17 protein-coding genes and 1 pseudogene are annotated in these 19,640 nt (G+C 43.0%); 10 read left to right on the forward strand and 8 right to left on the reverse strand.

Features of this window, described 5'->3' with window-relative positions; genetic code table 11:
• Nucleotides 1-6: 6 nt before the first annotated feature.
• Both purL and gltS read left to right on the forward strand, forming a co-directional pair.
• On the forward strand, nt 7-3,951 hold the full coding sequence (gene purL, locus A4U55_RS00740) for a phosphoribosylformylglycinamidine synthase (protein ID WP_063453907.1): 3,945 nt from the start codon (nt 7-9) through the stop codon (nt 3,949-3,951).
• A 281-nt stretch (nt 3,952-4,232) separates the two neighbouring features.
• On the forward strand, nt 4,233-5,504 hold the full coding sequence (gene gltS, locus A4U55_RS00745; protein ID WP_003663400.1) for a sodium/glutamate symporter: 1,272 nt from the start codon (nt 4,233-4,235) through the stop codon (nt 5,502-5,504).
• Nucleotides 5,505-5,572: 68 nt separating this feature from the next.
• On the opposite strand, the gene argA is transcribed toward gltS, so the two are convergent.
• Nucleotides 5,573-6,904 carry an amino-acid N-acetyltransferase gene (gene argA / locus A4U55_RS00750; protein WP_003663401.1) on the reverse strand — a complete coding sequence of 444 codons (1,332 nt, stop codon included), beginning with the start codon at nt 6,902-6,904 and terminating at the stop codon, nt 5,573-5,575.
• A gap of 309 nt (nt 6,905-7,213) precedes the next feature.
• On the opposite strand from argA, the gene A4U55_RS00760 reads away from it, so the two are divergent.
• The 5 genes and pseudogenes from A4U55_RS00760 (at nt 7,214) to A4U55_RS09275 (ending at nt 10,465) form a co-directional block, all read left to right on the forward strand.
• Entirely contained in the window at nt 7,214-7,792 is a 579-nt protein-coding gene (locus tag A4U55_RS00760; protein ID WP_003673499.1) for a DUF11 domain-containing protein, read from the forward strand.
• A 317-nt stretch (nt 7,793-8,109) separates the two neighbouring features.
• Nucleotides 8,110-8,571, forward strand: a complete 462-nt coding sequence (locus tag A4U55_RS09260; protein WP_250638054.1) for an imelysin family protein — start codon at nt 8,110-8,112, stop codon at nt 8,569-8,571.
• A gap of 41 nt (nt 8,572-8,612) precedes the next feature.
• Nucleotides 8,613-9,074 (forward strand): annotated as a pseudogene (locus tag A4U55_RS09265) (imelysin family protein).
• Nucleotides 9,075-9,170: 96 nt separating this feature from the next.
• Entirely contained in the window at nt 9,171-9,878 is a 708-nt protein-coding gene (locus A4U55_RS09270) for a Dyp-type peroxidase domain-containing protein (RefSeq protein WP_264673407.1), read from the forward strand.
• Nucleotides 9,857-10,465: a Dyp-type peroxidase gene (locus A4U55_RS09275; RefSeq protein WP_238969813.1), complete on the forward strand. Its 609-nt coding sequence runs from the start codon at nt 9,857-9,859 to the stop codon at nt 10,463-10,465. The genes A4U55_RS09270 and A4U55_RS09275 overlap by 22 nt, the downstream gene beginning before the upstream one ends.
• A 147-nt stretch (nt 10,466-10,612) precedes the next feature.
• Here A4U55_RS09275 and A4U55_RS00775 read toward each other — a convergent pair whose 3' ends face one another.
• The 3 genes from A4U55_RS00775 to A4U55_RS00785 all read right to left on the reverse strand — a co-directional run bounded on the left by A4U55_RS00775 (nt 10,613) and on the right by A4U55_RS00785 (nt 13,987).
• Nucleotides 10,613-11,584, reverse strand: a complete 972-nt coding sequence (locus tag A4U55_RS00775) for a tRNA dihydrouridine synthase (protein ID WP_003661115.1) — start codon at nt 11,582-11,584, stop codon at nt 10,613-10,615.
• Between the two features lie 4 nt (nt 11,585-11,588).
• Nucleotides 11,589-13,076, reverse strand: coding sequence for a UvrD-helicase domain-containing protein (locus A4U55_RS00780; protein WP_003670709.1), 1,488 nt, complete (start codon nt 13,074-13,076; stop codon nt 11,589-11,591).
• Nucleotides 13,077-13,243: 167 nt separating this feature from the next.
• Nucleotides 13,244-13,987, reverse strand: a complete 744-nt coding sequence (locus A4U55_RS00785) for a UTRA domain-containing protein (RefSeq protein ID WP_003663407.1) — start codon at nt 13,985-13,987, stop codon at nt 13,244-13,246.
• A 468-nt stretch (nt 13,988-14,455) separates the two neighbouring features.
• Between A4U55_RS00785 and A4U55_RS00790 the strand changes: the two genes are divergently transcribed.
• Nucleotides 14,456-16,171 carry an FMN-binding glutamate synthase family protein gene (locus A4U55_RS00790; protein WP_003661121.1) on the forward strand — a complete coding sequence of 572 codons (1,716 nt, stop codon included), beginning with the start codon at nt 14,456-14,458 and terminating at the stop codon, nt 16,169-16,171.
• A gap of 201 nt (nt 16,172-16,372) precedes the next feature.
• Here the strand turns inward: A4U55_RS00790 and tatC are convergent, their stop codons facing one another.
• The 4 genes from tatC to hisIE all read right to left on the reverse strand — a co-directional run bounded on the left by tatC (nt 16,373) and on the right by hisIE (nt 18,751).
• Nucleotides 16,373-17,116, reverse strand: a complete 744-nt coding sequence (gene tatC, locus A4U55_RS00795) for a twin-arginine translocase subunit TatC (RefSeq protein WP_003661123.1) — start codon at nt 17,114-17,116, stop codon at nt 16,373-16,375.
• On the reverse strand, nt 17,113-17,649 hold the full coding sequence (locus A4U55_RS00800; RefSeq protein WP_003661125.1) for a Sec-independent protein translocase subunit TatA/TatB: 537 nt from the start codon (nt 17,647-17,649) through the stop codon (nt 17,113-17,115). Before A4U55_RS00800 ends, tatC begins: the two co-directional genes overlap by 4 nt.
• Nucleotides 17,646-17,879 carry a Sec-independent protein translocase subunit TatA gene (gene tatA, locus A4U55_RS00805; RefSeq protein WP_003661127.1) on the reverse strand — a complete coding sequence of 78 codons (234 nt, stop codon included), beginning with the start codon at nt 17,877-17,879 and terminating at the stop codon, nt 17,646-17,648. Before tatA ends, A4U55_RS00800 begins: the two co-directional genes overlap by 4 nt.
• 62 nt (nt 17,880-17,941) lie before the next feature.
• A complete protein-coding gene (gene hisIE, locus A4U55_RS00810; protein WP_003661129.1) occupies nt 17,942-18,751 on the reverse strand; it encodes a bifunctional phosphoribosyl-AMP cyclohydrolase/phosphoribosyl-ATP diphosphatase HisIE in 810 nt (269 codons plus the stop codon).
• A 257-nt stretch (nt 18,752-19,008) separates the two neighbouring features.
• Between hisIE and rpmI the strand changes: the two genes are divergently transcribed.
• Nucleotides 19,009-19,203 carry a 50S ribosomal protein L35 gene (rpmI, locus tag A4U55_RS00815; RefSeq protein ID WP_036331620.1) on the forward strand — a complete coding sequence of 65 codons (195 nt, stop codon included), beginning with the start codon at nt 19,009-19,011 and terminating at the stop codon, nt 19,201-19,203.
• A 28-nt stretch (nt 19,204-19,231) separates the two neighbouring features.
• Complete coding sequence (gene rplT, locus A4U55_RS00820; protein ID WP_003661132.1) at nt 19,232-19,588, forward strand: 50S ribosomal protein L20; 357 nt, start codon at nt 19,232-19,234, stop codon at nt 19,586-19,588.
• Nucleotides 19,589-19,640: the final 52 nt, after the last annotated feature.

Raw genomic sequence — 19,640 nt, forward strand, 5'->3', positions numbered from 1 at the left:
ACCACCATGATGAGCACCATCGCAGGCTTGGAGTTTTTGACAGATTTTCAAGCACAAAAATTAGCCGACCAACTCAAACAAAAAGCTGGGCTAAATATTTATACCTTGAGCAGTCAGCAAGTTTATGTGTTTGATACACCGCTGTCAGAATCTGACCATCAAAAGGCGATTGATTTATTAAACCAAGGTCAAACGCCCAGCCTAAAGACCGCTGATGATACACAAATTCAAGTGGTGGTTGCACCTCGTTTTGGGACAATCAGCCCTTGGGCATCTAAAGCAACAGATATTTTTAATAACTGTGGTGTCACTATTGGGCGAGTTGAGCGTGTCATTGTGTATACACTTACAGGCGAGAATTTGCCCAAGCGTTTGCCTGCCATCGCTGAATCAATTTTACATGACCGTATGACCCAAAGCCTTGTCTATGAGCTATCGGATGTGTCGGTTTTGTTTGTTGATGGCGAACCTGCCCACTTGAGCGTGGTTGATATTTTGGGCATGGGTAAAGATGCTTTAGTACAAGCAAATGCTGAATATGGTTTTGCATTATCCGACCAAGATATGACATATTTGGTGGAAAATTTCACCAAGTTGGGTCGTAACCCAACAGATGTTGAGTTGATGATGTTTGCTCAAGCCAATTCAGAACATTGCCGTCATAAAATCTTTAATGCTGAATGGACGGTAGATGGCGAGGTGCAGCCTAAGTCTTTATTTAAGATGATTCGTAACACGCATGAACAAAATCCAGAGGGTATCTTATCGGCTTATAAAGATAATGCCGCTGTCATGGAGGGTTTTGTGGCAGAGCGTTTTTATCCCACCAAAACGACCGAAGGCAATGCCCAATATGGGTTTCATCAAGAGCAAATTGACATCTTGATGAAGGTTGAAACCCATAATCACCCAACCGCCATTGCCCCATTTGCAGGTGCAGCAACGGGTGCAGGTGGTGAGATTCGTGATGAGGGTGCAACAGGTCGTGGCGGTAAGCCTAAAGCAGGTTTGACAGGATTTAGTGTTTCGCATTTACATCTACCGACGATGCCTGAAAAATGGGAAACAACAGGGCAGGTATCGGCCGTCAGTTATGGCAAGCCTTCTCGTATGGCATCGGCACTGGATATTATGATTGAAGGGCCGTTGGGTGGTGCAGCATTTGCCAATGAGTTCGGTCGCCCTAATTTAAATGGTTATTTTCGTACCTTTCAGCTAGATATCTCTGATCATCAAGATGGTAGCCAAATGCGTGGTTATCACAAGCCTATTATGATTGCAGGTGGCTATGGTAACATCAAGCGTGACTTGGTTCAAAAAAATGCCATCCAAGAGGGGGATTTGTTGATTGTATTGGGTGGACCTGCCATGCAGATTGGTTTGGGTGGCGGTGCTGCCAGTTCGGTTGATAGTGGTAAACTTGATGAGGGCTTAGATTTTGCTTCTGTACAGCGTGATAATGCTGAGATGGAACGCCGTTGTCAAGAGGTGATTGATACCTGCTGGGCGATGACCAAAGATGGTATGGATGCCAACCCAATCATCTCAATCCATGATGTCGGTGCTGGCGGATTGTCCAACGCCATGCCAGAGCTGGTCGATGATCATGAACTTGGGGCACATCTGAATTTACGCAAAGTCCCTTCGCTTGAGGCAGGTATGTCACCCATGGCAATTTGGTCAAATGAAGCACAAGAGCGTTATGTGCTTGCCATTCGCCCTGAAAGTGAGGCACTGTTTGACAGCATTTGTAGCCGTGAGCGTTGCCCTTATGCCATTTTAGGCACAGCAACCACAGTGCGTCAACTGATCGTTGATGATAGCTTGCTTCCAGAGCGTCCTGTGGATATGCCGATGCAGGTTTTATTGGGCGGCACCCCCAAAATGAAGCGAAGCTTTAATCGTACCGAATTCGCCCTTAAGCCCTTGGATACAGCTTCGGTGAATATCAAAGACAGCATTAAAGATGTGTTGCGTCATCCCACAGTTGCCAGCAAGTCTTTTTTAATCTCTATCGGCGACCGCTCGATTACAGGTATGGTTACCCAAGATCAATATGTTGGTCGTTATCAGGTGCCTGTCGCAGATTGTGCGGTTACTAGTACCGCCTTAAATGCTATCACAGGTGAGGCCATGGCAATGGGTGAGCGTGCACCTGTTGCACTCATCAACCCAGCAGCTTCTGCACGCTTAGCAGTCGCTGAAGCGGTGACGAATATTGCCTCAGCCCGCATTGATAAAATCAGCGACATTACTTTGTCTGCTAACTGGATGGCCGCTTGTGGCGATGAAAAAGAAGATGCAGCATTGTTTGATGCGGTTCATGCGGTGGGCGAAGAGCTATGCCCAGCACTTGGTATTGCCATTCCAGTGGGCAAAGACAGCTTATCGATGAAAGCAGTTTGGGGCGAAGATGGTGTTGAAAAATCAGTTACCTCACCGATGAGTCTGATTATTACAGCCTTTGCCCCTGTTCAAGATGTGTCAGGTACACTCACCGCCGCCTTAAATAATACCGATTCGGCATTGTATCGCATTGACTTGTCATCAGGTAAATTGCGTTTGGGTGGCTCAATTTTGGCGCAAACATTAAATCAGCTGGGCTGTGATTGTCCAGATTTGGAGCGACCAGAGGATTTGGCCAATTTCTTTGCTTTTATTCAGGCGGCAGCAAAAGCAGGCGTCATTCAAGCTTATCATGACATTGGTGATGGTGGTTTAATTGCTTCGGTGGCAGAGATGCAGTTTGCCAGTCGTATGGCGATTACCCTTGCACTGAGTGATGAAAATTTGCTCGGTCAGTTATTTGCTGAGGAGCTGGGTGCTGTGGTTCAAGTATTGCCTGATGATGTGCCAGCATTTGTTGATTTGGCCAAAACGCATGGCGTTAGTGAGTTTGTCAGCTTAATTGGTCAAGCCAAAACAACCCCAGCAGGCGGTGCTGGTCTTGATGTGTTAAGCATTACCACACCAAGTCAGACATTGTCTTTTACTCGTAGCGAGCTTCAAAAACAGTGGACAAAAGTTAGCCATGCCATCCAAAGTTTGCGTGATAATCCAATCTGTGCCGATCAAGAGTTTGCTTTAATTGATGATATTAATCATCATGGCTTGATTGCCGATGCTAATTATGATTTGGATTTGGCGGTAGAAGCTCCTTATGTCAATAGCCGTACTACCCAGCCAAAAGTTGCCATCTTGCGTGAGCAAGGCGTTAATGGACATCTAGAGATGGGTGCAGGTTTTGTGCGTGCAGGTTTTGATGCCATTGATGTGCATATGAGCGATCTGATGAGTGGACGAATTAACCTGCGTGATTTTGAGGGTTTGGTGGCATGTGGCGGTTTTAGTTACGGTGATGTGCTGGGTGCAGGTTCTGGCTGGGCAAACTCAATATTATTTCATGATGAGATGCGGATGCAGTTTGCCAGATTCTTCCATCGCCCCGAAACTTTTGCCCTAGGCGTCTGTAATGGCTGCCAGATGATGAGCCAGCTAAAAGACTTGATGGTTGGTGCTGAGAGTTTCCCTCGTTTTATTGCCAATAAATCTGCTCGTTTTGAGGCGCGCACAGTGAATGTACGGATTGAGCGTACCAAATCTGTATTGCTCAAAGGGATGCAAGATAGCATTCTGCCTGTCGCTATTGCCCACGGTGAGGGTTATGCCAATTTAGATGATAAATCGATGGCAGACCTAACTTATCATGGTCAAATCGCACTTCGTTATGTTGATAGCCAAGGCAATCCAACTGAGCATTATCCACTAAACCCCAATGGCTCACCGCAGGGCATCACGGGCATTTGTAGTAATGATGGCCGTGTTACTTTAATGATGCCACATCCTGAGCGTACCCTACGCGCCGTAAATCACTCTTGGAAGCCTGATGAATGGACCAATGATGGTGCATGGATGCGATTATTCCGTAATGCACGCGCATTTTTGCGTTAATTTGGCTTATGTCGACATGACTTCAACCCCAAATCGATATGATTTGGGGTTTTTAGATAGATTTGCCAAGCATCTAAACACGGATAGATTGCCATTTTTGAAACAAATTGTAACAAATGAATGCTGTAATTGTTTAAATACGCTGATGGCTATAAATAATATGCTTTATAATTATTGCTGCGTCTTAAATTGACTAAACAACTTGGGATTATCATGACTGGCTGGTGCAGCAGTATAACTGTGCATGATAAAGTGTGAAATTTGCCCTGATAGGAATACTTATGGAAATTACTTTAAATGGCTACTATACGCTGATTTTAGCGACGCTGGTATTATTACTGGGGCGTCTTTTGGTCAAGAAAATTAAGTTTTTGGGGGATTTTAATATTCCTGAGCCGGTTGCAGGCGGTTTAATTGCAGCGGTGATTGTCTATTGCCTAAATTGGTTTTTTGGGTATAGCTTTATTTTTCAAAAAGAGTTACAAACAGCATGTATGTTGATGTTTTTTGCATCCATCGGTTTATCGGCAGATTTTGGACGCTTAAAAGCAGGCGGTAAGCCATTAATTATCTTTTTATTTGTGGTATCAGGATTTATTTTACTTCAAGACGCAGTTGGCGTCGGCTTAGCCAGTGCCTTGGGCCTAGATCCTTTGCTGGGATTGGTTGCAGGTTCAGTATCTTTGACAGGGGGTCACGGTACAGCAGGTGCTTGGGGTTATACTTTTGAGGATAAATATGGTGTTGTTGGTGCAACCACCTTAGGCATTGCGTGTGCAACCTATGGCTTGGTGGCAGGGGGTATTATCGGTGGACCTGTGGCTAAGCGTTTGACCAACAAGCTTGGCATCAAACCAACAGCCCATGCAGTCAGCCCATCTAAGATGGAGCAATTGGCAAATGACCAGTCATTATACAACACCACGCACAACCTTGATGATGATACTGCACACAAACAAATGTTTGAGCGACCTGATAATATTCGCTTGATTACAGCAAGCTCAGCCATCGAAACTTTGGCATTATTTGCTGCGTGTTTGGCATTTGCAGACATTATGACAGGTGTTGCAAAAGATACTTGGTTTGAGCTACCGACCTTTGTTTGGGCGTTATTTGGCGGTGTCGTCATTCGTAATATTTTAACCACTTTCTTTAATTTTGATATGTTTGATCGTGCCATCGATGTATTTGGTAATGCAGCGTTATCACTGTTTTTGGCGATGGCTTTATTATCACTCAAACTGTGGGAGTTGACTGGTTTGGCAGGCCCTGTCTTGATTATCTTGGCAGCACAAACTTTGGCGATGATTGGCTATGCGTATTTTATTACTTTTCGTACGATGGGCAAAGATTATGATGCTGCTGTTTTGGCGGCGGGTCATTGTGGATTTGGTCTTGGTGCAACACCGACCGCCATTGCCAATATGCAAGCCATCACCGATCGCTATATCCCATCACATAAGGCATTTTTGATTGTGCCGATGGTGGGTGCTTTTTTTGTGGATCTTGTGAATGCAACCATTTTACAAGCTTTTCTTCGTGTGTTTGGTTGATTGAATCACAAAACATCTGCCTATAAAAATCCCAAGCACATCGCTTGGGATTTTTATTGATACATCAATTATAATAATTTTTTAAGCACTTTTGAATTACGACTATGATCATAGCTGCGTTGACGGTCTTTTGGCAGCTCATCTACCGATACCTCGCTAAACCCTTGCTCAATAAACCAATGGGCGGTATGAGTTGTCAAAGCGTATAACTGATGGCGTCCATGGCTTCGTGCTTGCTGCTCTAAAAAAGCCAATAAATCAGCACCACGGCTGCTTTTGCGATAATCAGGATGAATGGCAAGACTTGCCACTTCTGCTGATTGGGCATCTAGTGGATAAAGTGCGGCACAGCCCAAAATGGTGCCATCACGCTCAATCACATTATAAAACTCAATCTCCTGCTCTAGACGCTCTTGGCTACGGCGTACCAAGACGCCTTGTTCTTCGAGAGGTTTAAGTAGCTCAAGCAGACCGATGACATCGTTTACCGTTGCATGGCGGATCTCTTCATAAGGGTCATGGCTAATCAAGGTACCTGACCCATCACGCGTGAACAGCTCTTCAATCAATGCACCGTCTTTGGCATAAGAGATGATATGAGTGCGGTGTACGCCTTGGCGACACGCACTGGCAGCACAGCGTAAAAAGTGCGAAATCTCTTCATGATCATCACAATCTCGCAGTAAGCGATCGACTTCATTGGGGATAAGTTCATGCAACAAGCGACCATCTTGGCCGATGATACCATCCTGCTCACCTAAGAAAATCAGTTTATCAGCTTGCAGGGCAATGGCTGTGGTCAGTGCTACATCTTCTGCCAATAGATTAAAAATTTCGCCCGTAACCGAAAAACCTGTCGGTCCTAGTAGGACAATATGGTCATTATCCAAATTATGGCGAATGGCATCGACATCAATTGAGCGTACCTCACCTGTCATCTGATAATCCATACCATCTCTGATGCCGTAAGGGCGAGCGGTGACAAAATTACCCGAAATGGCATCAATACGAGATCCGTACATTGGGGAGTTAGCAAGCCCCATCGACAGCCGAGCTTCGATTTGTAGACGAATTGAGCCGACTGCCTCCAAGATGGCAGGCATAGATTCATACGGTGTTACACGCACATTCTCATGTAGGTTTGATATCAGCTTGCGATTTTGTAAATTTTTTTCCACTTGTGGGCGTACACCATGCACAAGCACCAATTTGATGCCCAAGCTGTGTAGCAGTGCAAAATCATGAATCAGCGTACTAAAATTGTCACGAGCGACCGCCTCATCACCAAACATAACCACAAAGGTTTTGCCACGATGGGTGTTAATGTACGGGGCAGAATTACGAAACCAATGCACAGGTGTGAGTGCAGGAGTGTTCTGATAGGTGCTGACAGAATTCATGAATGCTCCAAAGAGTCAATGGCTGGTAAAATAAGAATGGCGAACAATATATGGCTAGAGCGTCTGATGTTGGTCAAATGTCCCATTAATAACTATCAAGATACCATCATACCATAGCAAAGTTTTGGGCAGATGCCAAGCGATTTATCTGCTTGATAAGGTTGGCATATGATAAAATCCACCATCATCGTCGCCAGTTTTGAGCATGTGTAAGTAGTTACCATAATTAAACAGTCAAGAAATTCACACCGTCAATCAGCTGTGCTATGCTTATGGGCACATAAAACTTGACCAACACAGGATAAATTTATGAAAATTTCTGCTACTTTTTCTTTGAGTGTAATGGCTTTGGCGTTGTCTGCATGTGCAACAGCACCAACACAAACCCCGCCAGTGGTGACCGAAACGACTGCTGTTGTGCCTAGCGTTTCTGACGAGACGCCATCAGTTTCACCCTCATCACCCAGAACGACACCAACCGTGGTAACCAGTGAAGATGTCAATGCCATCATGAATGCCTTTATTGTACGCAGGGATAATGCCCAAGAAACACTTGAGCCTGTAACTGCTCAAAGTAGTATTAAGGCAGGCGATCTTATTGAATATCAGGTGCTACTTACCAATGATGGTAACAATCGTGTGCGTGATATGCGTGTGGCTTTAAGCTTGCCGCAAGGAGCAGAGTTCACGGGCGTGGTATCACCAAGTGTTGGTACGCAAGCAAGTGCAGATGGTTCACGCTTTGTCTTTATGCCAATTCGCACCACAGCAGCTGACGGCTCTGTTCAAAATTTGCCGTTTAGTCAATATCAAGTATTACGCTGGAATATCCAAGACCTTGGTATCGGTGCAACAGCGGTTGTTAAATATCGTGCGGTTATCAAATAATCAGATGAATAAATAATGGATTGATACCATCATTTAGCACCAAAATAAACAAAACTGATAGCCAATCTGATGTTTGGCTATCTCATCAATCTAAAAACACCAAGTCACTGCTTTGGCTGGCTTTTCGTCTAATCAAATGGATGGATTTGTCGGGATAAGGTTGGGTCTTGGTGTTCTTTGTTAGTCGATATCTATTTTATCGATAAAACGATACAGTCAGAGTAGATACAGCTTGCCAGTATGGTCGTATTTTTGGTTAATCGTTTTATAAGAATATACTTTATAGTGTATTGATAATCATTATTATTAATATTATAATGATTATCTATCGTTTATCTGTCATTGATTATCTTAATCATGTTAAGATAAATTATTTGGGACTCATTGGGCAACTTGTCATACAAACTTTTTCTAAATACGCCTTACTTTCTGCCAGTATTTTGACATTGACTTTAGTCGCTTGCCAAAAACCAGCAGATAAACCCACCGAACCTGTGCAGCCTGCCCAAACGCAGGATGGTCATGAGCATTACAAAACAGATGATGATACCATGGTGGATTTGAGTGCCGAAACGGCTGAATATAAGCATTGGGTAGAAGGTCAGATGGAGATTTTATTGGAGCAGACACAAAAATTTGTTGCTCTGCTTGATGCAGGTCAGCTTGAGGAAGCCAAAGCCTTATATCCGCATGCTCGTATGCCATTTGAACGGTCAGAGCCGATTGCTGAAATTTTTGGCGACCTTGTCCACGCATTGATAACCATGAAGCTGACTTAGAAGCAGGTGAGGTTTGGTCAGGCTTTCATGCCATTGAAAAAATCTTATGGACAAAAAATACTACCGAAGGCACCAAAGAACTTGGCCAGTAGCTGATTGCTGATATTAAAGAATTAAAAGATAAAATCCCAACTGCTGAGGTAACGAGTAATTTGATGGTAGAGGGTGCAGTGGATTTACTCAACGAGATTTCAACCACGAAAATCACAGGCGAAGAAGAGATTTTCTCAAAAACTGACCTATATGACTTTAAGGCTAATATTGAAGGGGCACAAAAAATCTTTGAAATTTTAACCCCAAAACTACAAGCTAAAAATCCTGATTTGGTTACCGAATTAACAGAAAAATTCCAAGTTGTCAATGATTTACTTGTCACTCACCAAGTTGGTCAACATGATTACAAACCTTATAATGAGCTAAGTGCCGATGAAACCAAAGCTTTAGCCGAAGCGGTCAATAAATTGGGTGAGCCATTGGCACAAATGGGCGTGGTACTACAGTAACCGCTTATATCAGACAATGACGCTGCTGTATATCAATCTAGGCAAATAAAGATACAGGCTAAACTTTATTTGCCATTGGTATGGTTAGTTGGGGGTATGGCAAATGACGATAAAACAACCAATCGCCGACAATTTTTAACAAAAGTGGGTGTTGGTTCTGTCGCTGTTGGTATTGGTACAATTGGATTGGCAGGATGCCAACAAGGTCATGAAAGTAAATCTGACAGGCAAACCGAGCATACACTCAAACCCAACAGCCCGCCTAATCCCAAGCAGGCAGGTGAACAAAATACCAATGTCAAGCACTGCTTGGCAGATAATCAGTATGATTTTTATGGTAAACATCAAGCGGGTATCATCACGCCAGCACAGCGTAGCATCTATTTTTTGGTCTTGGATTTGCATACAGATAAGTTGGATGATATTAAGGAGGTTTTTAAACAATGGACACAGTATGCCGCCAGATTAACCAAGGGCGATAATATCGCTCCTTATGGCTCAAATCCGCATGTGCCACCAGTTGACACAGGTGAGGCTGATAGCCTTGGAGCGTATGGCTTGACTTTAACTTTTGGTATTAGCCCATCGTTTTTACAAAAATTAAATTTAACTGATAAAAAACCGCCTGAATTTAGCGATTTGCCCAAATTCCCCAGAGACCAAATCCGCCCAGAATATTCAGGGGGCGATATTTGTATCCAAGCCTGCAGTGATGATCCACAAGTCAGCTTTCACGCTGTTCGCCAATTGGTACGCCAAGCCCGCTCAAGCGTTAGTATGCGATGGAGTCAGTCGGGATTTTAGGTTTTGATTCAGGCAATCAAACCGCTCGCAACTTATTCGCCTTTAAAGATGGCACAGCCAATAGCAACACGCTTGATCATGCCGATAAACATGTTTGGATTCAACAGCCAGACTGGTTAAAAGATGGTACTTATTTGGTCGTTCGGTGTATCCAAATGCACCTAGAAACATGGGATAGAACCAGTTTAAACGGACAAGATGAAACCTTTGGCCGTCATCGAGATAGTGGTGCGCCGATTGGTCAAAGTGATGAATTTGCCCATCTGGATATCACCGCCAAAGATGATGAAGGTAATTTTATCATTCCTGAGATTTCACATGCAGGACTTGCTAAACGCAGCGGATTGCAGTTGCTTCGCCGTTCTTATTCTTATGCCAGTGGCATTGATCCAAAAACAGGTCAATTTGATGCAGGACTGTTGTTTATTTCATTTCAAAAATCACCCATGCAATTCACCGCCATTCAAAGTTCACTTGGGCGGGTAGATAAAATGAATGAGTACATCACTCACATTGGTAGTGGGCTATTTGCCTGTTTTGGTGGGGTAAAACAAGGCGAGTATTTGGGACAAAAATTGTTTGAATAAAACCCATCACACAGTTTTATAAATCTATTTAGACAAATCGCTTGGTTTTGGTATACCTTAGGGCTGTGGATTGTATTGTAAAAAATGACCGATAACACGGATGATACTCAATGTGATCATGTCTCTTAAGTGATCTAAAAGATATGCTCAATGGTGATGGGTACTTTGGATAATTAATTGCTCAATATCACTTTTATTTTTGAGTTTTTTGACCGCTTGCCATAGCTGATGTGCTTGAGTGTAGCCTTTGGTGAGCATCGCAAGCCACTGTTTATAGCGTCCAATAAGACCGTTTTGGTTATCAGTGATATCATTAATAAAGCTTAGTTGATGCTGACATAGGTCTGCCCAACCCAAATCAGACTTACCTGCGATGATGGCTGTTAAGTCAGGGCGAGTGACCGCTCCACGCCCGAGCATGAGATGATGGGTTTGTGATTGAGCGATGCAGCGTCTGGCATGCTCAGCATTCCAAATCTCACCATTAGCAATGATGGGTAATCCTAAGTCATTAAAAGGTGCAATTTTTTCCCAGTAAGCAGGTGGCTTATAGCCATCGACTTTGGTGCGTGCATGAACCGTTAGCCAATCTGCACGAGCATCCGCCACCGCATGGCCAATCTCAGCTGATTGACTGGTATCAGTATAACCAAGGCGAATTTTAGCAGAAACTGGAATTTGAGTTGGTATTGCGTCACGCACCGTACGAATGATGGTATATAGTGTTTTGGGTTCTTCAAGTAAAACCGAGCCGCCTTTATGATTGTTCACGGTTTTGGCAGGACAACCAAAGTTAAGGTCAATGGCTTTAGCCCCCAAACTAACCGCCACCAAAGCACTGGCTGCCATGGTTTCAGGGTTGTTGCCCAAAAGCTGTACATGTACAGGCGTGCCGCTGGCAGTGCAGCCTTTGGTGTGTAGCTCTGGGACATATTTATAAAAAACATGAGCAGGCAGCGGGTAGTGCGTAACTCGAATAAATTCACTGACAGCCCAATCATAAGGTGAACCCAAATCATACGCAATTTGGGTTAGGACACGACGCATTAACGGATCGGTCAGCCCTTCCATCGGTGCAAGTAGGCGAACAGGATTATTAAATAAGTGTGTCTTTTGCATGTGATTATCCCAGAATCAACTTTTTGTGTTGTAGAGCATGCAACAGATCGCTGATGTGATGAATGTCTAACAGGTTTTTGCCTCGTGTACAAGCCACATACAATAGGCGTAACTCTTCAGGCGTAATTTTAACAGCCAATGAGTTGATGTCATATAAAAAATCATCGCTGATTTGTACACGATTCCATTCAAGGCCTTTAGATTTGTGGGCAGTTGAGACGACATAGTCGGCATGACTTGGCATGGTCAGGCTATTAATCGCCTTGGTGATGGTGGTCGTGCCATGTTCTTCGATGAGCTTCACCCAAGTTTTTAAATCCCCACCCTCACCAGTTTCACTAAATTCTTGAACTTCCTGCCAGTGATTAAAGTAGGCAAGTTCAGGGATGCCAGAGGCAGATTTGCCATTTCTAAGGCTGTCAGCACCTTGACAAAATCTTAAAATTCGATGACTATCAGCCTGTAGAGCAACCTTATGCCCCAGCTTTAGACCATCAAGCAAATGGCTCATGGCAGTGGCATTTGTGCGGCATAAGATGGCATCTTTTGCACCATGAACCAAACTTTTGGCTAAGATTGAAGATTGATTGGGATTGCCCTTTAAGGGAATGTTTTCATTGAGTGCTTTTAAAAACACATTGGCAATTCTGGCAATCGGTTCACCAAAACGAAACGACTGCGTCAATAGTGTCTGTGGATAGGGCAGGCGTTTCATGGCGTTTAGAGCACCACGCCATTCATAGATTTGTTGATGAGCATCGCCAACATAGATGGTTTGTTTATCTTGGCGAATCAAAGCACCCATCATTAAAGGGTCGGCATCTTGAGCTTCGTCAAATAAAATGAAGTCAGCAGGAATGATGGGATCAGACAGCGTCCACAATTTTAGATAAATATCATGGCTGATGCCTGCTTGATGGCGTGGGTCAATGGATTGTAGCCAACGCTGTTCAAAAGCAGGATATAAAGTTTGTTGCAACATCTTAGCATCAGCATCGCTCATCCAATTTGGTGCGGTGATATGCCGTGGTGCAGGATACGCAGAAGAGGTCTTACAAAAGGTCGTGATGGCTTCACTGACGATATTAGCAAGCTTGGCAGGCGTGAGCGTCACTGGCTTTTTAATGCCATCAATGACCCGTTCGGTGCTGATGGCACGCAGTCCAAGTTCATTGGCTAAGCGAGATGGCGTAAGCCTAGGCAGGCTAATTTTGGCAGTCACATCACGATTGACATGGCGAAAAGCCAGCGAATGAAAAGTTTGGCAACGAATGTTGGGCGGGAATTTATTTTGTGCATCATGAGCAATGGCTTTATTAAATGCCAAATACAGCCCACGACCACGCAAATTTTCGCTGATGAGCTTAAGTGTCGTGGTTTTACCTGCACCAGCATAGGCAACAATTTTAAAGGATTGCCCAGTTTTTGCCATATCAAGTGCTGCCAACTGCTCTTTGGTGGGGGTTGGTTTTTGGTGGTCGTTATACATCATGGCGTGGATGAATGGATGGGTAAAAGTGCTTATTATACCACAGCTTAGCTAAAGCTTTGGTAGATTTCATTACAACCAATCACGCCGTATCGATTGATCCATTGTTTGATTGGTTGGTGTGATGATGATTAAAGGCAATTTATAAATGGTTGGACGAATTAGACAGCCTATAGCGTCCCACTAAAAGAAAACCGACTGGCAGGGTGCCACATATTCACAAAAGTGACAAGCTTGCCTTGTGATTTGGTTTGTCGAGTGTGTAACAATGTGGGCTCATTGATGGGTATTTGTAGTATCTGACAAATGGTGTCGGATGCAAGTTTGGCATGGATTTGATAATCACCATATTCAAGAGGCACATGGTCAATCAAATAATCGCTGGTATTAACGATGTTAAAATCTTGATTGATAAAATCAGCAATGACAGAGGCATTAACCCAGCGTTCTTCATATTGAATGGGCAGGTCATCGCCATAGTGTGCGATGCAAACTTGGTATAGTTTATCAGTGTAAGCAGGCTGATTGTGAAAAAACAGCGTATTTAACCAATGGTTGTCAGGCTGATTTAATGCCATAAAATCAAGCGTCTTTTGTGTGATGACTTGAGCGTGATAGCGATGAAATCGCTCACGGATATCTTTGGCGATATTACGAACCTCAATATGGGCATTATTATACTTTTGCTGAGCTACATAAGTACCTGAGCCTTGACGACGCTCTAAAACACGCTCAGCTTCAAGCTCTTTGATGGCTCGATTGACTGTCATGCGTGATACACCAAAATCTTCAGCAAGCGTAATTTCAGCAGGAATCGCAACGCCAGAAGCCCAAATACCTGCATGGATATTATCCAAAATGGCAGTTTTGATGCGTAGATAGGCTGGGGCTTTATTGGGGGATTTGTTTGGCATAATCGGTAACTAAAAATTGGTTATTAAAATCAAACGCTACATCAAAATATCAGGGCTTGGCGTGCGTGCCATTGTAGTCAATATTTGATTAAAAATAAAGGTAGTTTTGGCTGATTTTATGACAGATTTTTAAGGTTACCGCAACATGAGTGATGCAGCTTGTGATTAACACATCATATCAATGCCAATTTATTAAATTTTTCAATGGCTTTATTATTATTGTTAAATGATTATGATAAATCAGCTATGATATAATAAGCTGTGTTGGCAATTTTTTATCAAAATGTTCATCATGCTTATGAATGTAATCGGTGTTATTAAGTTGTCATCAATTTCGATCAAATATCACCAATGGTAGAGCCAGTATTGATTTGTTGCTAAATTTTGACTAACCAAAAAATTAATCACCAGCGACCGTTTAACCCATTTTTTATGTCAGTCAAGCATCGGCTTTGCTTTGGTTTTTATATGACATATAACCTGACTAAATCACCCATGACTCCATCAAAACCTTCTCAAGATTCTGCCAATTATTTATTTTTGGTTCTGCCACGCTTTGCACTACTTTGGGTCTGTGTGGCACTGATTCCCGTTTCAATTTTATTTCACATTTGGTGGCTTTTGTTTATTGCTACCTGTTTGACTTGTCTTGGCGTGTATAATATCAGCCAAAAGCGTCATGCAATTTTGCGTAACTATCCCATCAGTGGGCATATTCGCTTTTTGTTTGAAAATTTTCGCCCAGAGGTACGCCAGTATTTTATCGAGGGTGACCGAGAAGAAGTACCATTTTCACGCATGCAGCGTTCAATCGTATATCAGCGTGCTAAGGATGTTGATAGTACTACCGCTTTTGGTAGTCTAAATGACTTGACCAAACCTGGCACAGATTGGTTTTTACATTCTGGTCGTAGCCATACAATTAAAAATCATGATTTTCGGGTGCGTGTTGGTAATGAACGCTGTCGACAACCATATGATTTATCGGTCTTTAACATCTCAGCAATGAGCTTTGGGGCATTGTCCGCAGCAGCGATTGAATCATTAAATAAAGGTGCCAAAGAAGGTGGGTTTGCACATGACACAGGTGAGGGGAGTATTAGTCCTTATCATCAAAAATACGGCGGTGATTTGATTTGGCAATTAGGGACGGCCTATTTTGGTTGTCGTGATGACAAGGGGCGATTTAACCCCGAGGCATTTCGTCAAAGGGCGGCCTTGTCGCAAGTTAAGATGATTGAGATTAAATTATCACAAGGTGCTAAGCCTGGTAAAGGTGGCGTCTTGCCTGCCTCAAAAATTACCACTGAAATTGCATTGACTCGTGATATTCCGATGGGTATCGATTGTATTTCACCGCCTACTCACCCAGAGTTTAGCACACCCACTGAGCTTGTGCATTTTTGGCAACGCCTGCGTGAACTATCTGGCGGAAAACCTGTCGGCTTTAAGCTTTGTATTGGTATGCCGTGGGAGTTTATGGCAATTGTTAAAGCCATGATTAAAGAAGATAATTACCCTGATTTTATTGTCATTGACGGAGCTGAAGGCGGAACAGGTGCTGCACCCATTGAGTTTATGGATTCGGTTGGGATGCCTTTGGTGGACGCACTGATTTTTGTCCAAAATACGCTGGTTGGTGCAGGTATCCGTGACAAAATCAAGGTAGGCGTGAGTGGTAAGGTGATTTCAGGATTTGATATTGCAAGATTGATGAGTTTGGGTGCTGATTGGTGCAATTCAGCGCGTGGGTTTATGTTTGCTGTAGGCTGTATTCAATCTCGTTCATGCCATACAAATAAATGCCCAACAGGGGTTGCCACCCAAGACCCTGCACGCCAAAAAGCCATTGATATTCCTGATAAATCTCGCCGTGTATCTAATTTTCATAAAAATACCCTAAAGGCATTGGCTGAGATTGTTGGTTGTGCAGGTCTATCTCACCCAACCGAACTAAAACCACATCACATTGTACGCCGACAACCAGATGGCTGGATTAAGCTATTATCTGAGCATTATCAATTCATCGAAACAGGTTCGTTGTTAACGGGTGATTGTGGTCGCCGTGTGTTAGATGATATGTGGAAGCTTGCCGATCCAAACAGCTTTCAGGCGATGACGATTGCAGATAAGATTGTTGGTGCTGAAAATAAACGCAACCGCACGATAGAAAGTCTGTATTAATAAAAACTGATGGCAAATCAATTGACCAAGATAGATATCCAGTAAATGAGTGTCAAGCAATCAGAGGTTTCATGTGAAACCATCAAAAAAGCCAAGCCAACGGACTTGGCTTTTTATTTTTAAGGCGTGTTCTTAGTGTTAATTTGATCGCTACTTATTTGATTTTTTAGGCAAAATGGTTGGTTTTGGGTGGTGTTTATCCTATGGTGCTTTGGGTGTTTTGACTAACAATTTTGCCATGATAAGCCCAAGTTCAAACAGTAAACACATCGGAATGGCAAGCATGAGCATACTGGCACCATCAGGCGGTGTAATCACGGCGGCGACAGCAAAACAGCCCACGATAATGTAGCGGCGTTTATTTGTCAAACTTGCAATGCTGACAAGACGCATCAAAACCAAAATCAGCGTTACCACAGGAATTTCAAACATCACGCCAAATACCAAAAGGAGTTTTATCACAAAGTTTAGGTAACTGTCGATATCGGTCATTGGTAGCACATTGTCGGGAGCAAATACAACAAAAAATTTCAGTGCAGGCACTAATACGATAAAATAAGCAAATGTCACACCAAGATAAAATAAAGCAATGGATGAAAATAATAAGGGCAAGGCGGTACGCTTTTCGTGATGATAAAGACCAGGTGAGATAAAACCCCAAATCTGCATTAAAATAAAAGGTACTGTGATAAATAGTGCGGTAAAAAATGTCAAACGAATGGGTGCCAAAAAACCAGAGGCGACATCGGTGGCAATTAAGCTTGATTCATTGGGCAGTAGAGCGACCAAAGGATTTGAGATTAAGTCATACAGTTCACGGCTAAAGCCAACCAACGCCAAAAATACAACCAAAACTGCCAAAAAGATGCGGATAAATCGTCCACGAAGTTCGATAAAATGTGACATCAATGAGACATCGTCTGTGGGTGGATTGGGTGACTTCATGGGCGGCGGTTGGGTTGATTTAATAAGGGGTCGGCAATATGATTTGGCAAGTAGGGTGCAGGCGGTAGACGGCGACGGCGATCATAGCTACTCATCAAAAACCAATGGTTTATCATCGGCAGTGTGAGTGCTGCTCTGATAGCGTGGGTTTCTTGGAGGTTTTTATCATCATCACATTCTACCTGAATACCAAAATCATCATGATTGGGCAGCTCTTTGGCTGGCTGATTTTTTTGGGTATTTTGTTGTTGGGTCTTGGTGCGATCAAGTGACCGCTCTAGTGCATTCATTTGGGCTTTTATGCGTGCTTCAGACTGGCGAATCTCATCAAGCTCTTTTTTGAGCATTTGCTGGGTTTCAAGTAATTGTAGTTCATTAGTAATTTCAGTTTGAAGCTTTTGACTGGCACGGTGAAACATGCCATACCATCGCCCAAGTGTGCGTGCAGCGACAGGCAGCTTATCAGGACCTAGAACAATCAAAGCAATGATACCAAATAAGGTTAATTCAAAAAAACCAAGATTACCAATCATAAGTCAGCTGAGCGATTATCTTTGGGTTTTTCGACTTTAACTTCTTCGGCAATGATGACTTTGCCATCATTATTGGTAATCTTTGGCTTTTCTTCTTCTTTGACAGCTTCTTTAAATCCTTTTACCGCACTGCCCAAGTCTTTGCCAGCATTTTTTAATTTGCTGGTGCCAAATATGATAACCACAACCACAAGTAAAATTAACCAGTGCGTAATAGAAAGTGAACCCATAAACTACCCCTTAATTGTCTTAATTGTCATTAAAAATTAGTAAGCCAAGCGTGATGATCGTGCTATTTTGTACGACTGTTTTTTTCTTCGATGCCTGAGATACCAAAGCGGTAAGCCAGCTCATCAATGACATCTTGAGCAGATAAGCCCAATTTGGATAAGGCAACCATTTGATGAAACCAAGTATCTGCCACTTCATAAACCAAATCATGTGCCAGCTTATCACAGTTTTCGTTGGTATTTTTGGCACGCTCAAGCTCTTTGGCCGCAATGATGCTTTCAACCGCTTCTTCACCCACTTTTTCTAAGATTTTATTGAGCCCTTTATGGTATAAACTTGCCACATAAGAGTTGTCTTTATTGGCATTTTTACGCTCATTTAAGGTTGCATCAAGACGGCTAAGCACATCAGATGAAGATTGGGTTATGGTCGCTGTGATATTGCTAGCATTATTTTTGGTGGCTGTTTGTTGGTTGTTACCATAAATTTGATCAGGGTCTTTGATGACATGGTTGGTAATTTGCCAGTTGCCCTGATCATCGAGTTTTTTAAAAAAGCAGGAACGACGCCCTGTGTGACAGGCAATCCCACCAATTTGCGTGATAGATAAGATGATGACATCATGATCACAATCGGTATAAATATCATGAACAATTTGCGTATGCCCTGAGGTTTCGCCTTTATGCCAAAGCTTACCACGAGAGCGTGAAAAATAAACGGCTTCTTTGGTTTTTAAGGTTTGTTCTAACGCCATTTTATTTTGCCAAGCGACCATCATGACCTGACCTGTTTGGCGGTCTTGTGCGATGGCGGGAATGAGTCCTTGCTCATTAAACTTGAGTGTATCAAGCCAGTGTGTATTGATAGTCATGGGTATTTATTGGAATAGTGTTGCCATGTTTTGTAACATTAATGCAAGTCGCTGCACGAAAATTTGCTGTCTTAGGGTGTTTGTTTTAAGTGCTATTATAACGCTTGCAACAAGGCAAGTAAAGACAGATACTGCTTGTTTTATGCATCATAATTTGCTATAATTTTTTATCCCACCTTCCGCTTGTGTTGCTTTTGACATAGGTGACATAGGCAAAAAGGTTCATTGTTGGGATACCAACTTTAATTTAAGAGGTTATTATGAAACTTAAAACCAAACGCGGTGCCGCCAAGCGTTTCAAAAAAACCGCCAACGGCTTCAAGCGTAAGCAAGCATTCAAGCGTCACATTTTGACCAAAAAATCTCCAAAGCGTATCCGTCAATTGCGTGGTTGCGTCATGGTTCATGCATCAGATGTAGCTTCAATCCGTCGTATGTGCCCATACATCTAACAATTTTTGGATATTTTAGGAGAATAACATGGCTCGTGTAAAACGTGGTGTACAAGCAAACCGCCGTCATAAAAAAGTTCTAGCCCGTGCAAAGGGTTACTATGGTGCACGCTCTCGTGTGTATCGTGTCGCTGTACAGGCTGTCATGAAAGCTGGTCAATACGCATACCGTGACCGCCGTAATAAGAAGCGTTCTTTCCGCCGTTTGTGGATTGCTCGTATCAACGCTGGTGCTCGTCTAAATGGTCTAAGCTACAGCCGCTTGATTAATGGTCTTAAAAAGGCAAATGTTGAAATTGACCGTCGCATTTTGGCCGATATCGCCATGCATGATGCGGCTGCCTTTACTGCCATTACCGAAAAAGCAAAAGCTGCTTTGGCATAATCATAGCGTGTGATGGTTGGTCAACCATCACACTTAGGATTATCACCCAAAA

Origin of the sequence: Moraxella catarrhalis, from assembly GCF_001632285.1 — a bacterium.
Lineage (GTDB): Bacteria > Pseudomonadota > Gammaproteobacteria > Pseudomonadales > Moraxellaceae > Moraxella > Moraxella catarrhalis.

Bases quoted from the DNA above. Each gene is read 5' to 3' on its own strand.
- purL (WP_063453907.1), top strand. From the start codon at position 7: ATGATGAGCACCATCGCAGGCTTGGAGTTTTTGACAGATTTTCAAGCA.
- gltS (WP_003663400.1), top strand. From the start codon at position 4,233: ATGGAAATTACTTTAAATGGCTACTATACGCTGATTTTAGCGACGCTG.
- argA (WP_003663401.1), bottom strand. From the start codon at position 6,904: ATGAATTCTGTCAGCACCTATCAGAACACTCCTGCACTCACACCTGTG.
- A4U55_RS00760 (WP_003673499.1), top strand. From the start codon at position 7,214: ATGAAAATTTCTGCTACTTTTTCTTTGAGTGTAATGGCTTTGGCGTTG.
- A4U55_RS09260 (WP_250638054.1), top strand. From the start codon at position 8,110: ATGATTATCTATCGTTTATCTGTCATTGATTATCTTAATCATGTTAAG.
- A4U55_RS09270 (WP_264673407.1), top strand. From the start codon at position 9,171: ATGGCAAATGACGATAAAACAACCAATCGCCGACAATTTTTAACAAAA.
- A4U55_RS09275 (WP_238969813.1), top strand. From the start codon at position 9,857: ATGGAGTCAGTCGGGATTTTAGGTTTTGATTCAGGCAATCAAACCGCT.
- A4U55_RS00775 (WP_003661115.1), bottom strand. From the start codon at position 11,584: ATGCAAAAGACACACTTATTTAATAATCCTGTTCGCCTACTTGCACCG.
- A4U55_RS00780 (WP_003670709.1), bottom strand. From the start codon at position 13,076: ATGATGTATAACGACCACCAAAAACCAACCCCCACCAAAGAGCAGTTG.
- A4U55_RS00785 (WP_003663407.1), bottom strand. From the start codon at position 13,987: ATGCCAAACAAATCCCCCAATAAAGCCCCAGCCTATCTACGCATCAAA.
- A4U55_RS00790 (WP_003661121.1), top strand. From the start codon at position 14,456: ATGACATATAACCTGACTAAATCACCCATGACTCCATCAAAACCTTCT.
- tatC (WP_003661123.1), bottom strand. From the start codon at position 17,116: ATGAAGTCACCCAATCCACCCACAGACGATGTCTCATTGATGTCACAT.
- A4U55_RS00800 (WP_003661125.1), bottom strand. From the start codon at position 17,649: ATGATTGGTAATCTTGGTTTTTTTGAATTAACCTTATTTGGTATCATT.
- tatA (WP_003661127.1), bottom strand. From the start codon at position 17,879: ATGGGTTCACTTTCTATTACGCACTGGTTAATTTTACTTGTGGTTGTG.
- hisIE (WP_003661129.1), bottom strand. From the start codon at position 18,751: ATGACTATCAATACACACTGGCTTGATACACTCAAGTTTAATGAGCAA.
- rplT (WP_003661132.1), top strand. From the start codon at position 19,232: ATGGCTCGTGTAAAACGTGGTGTACAAGCAAACCGCCGTCATAAAAAA.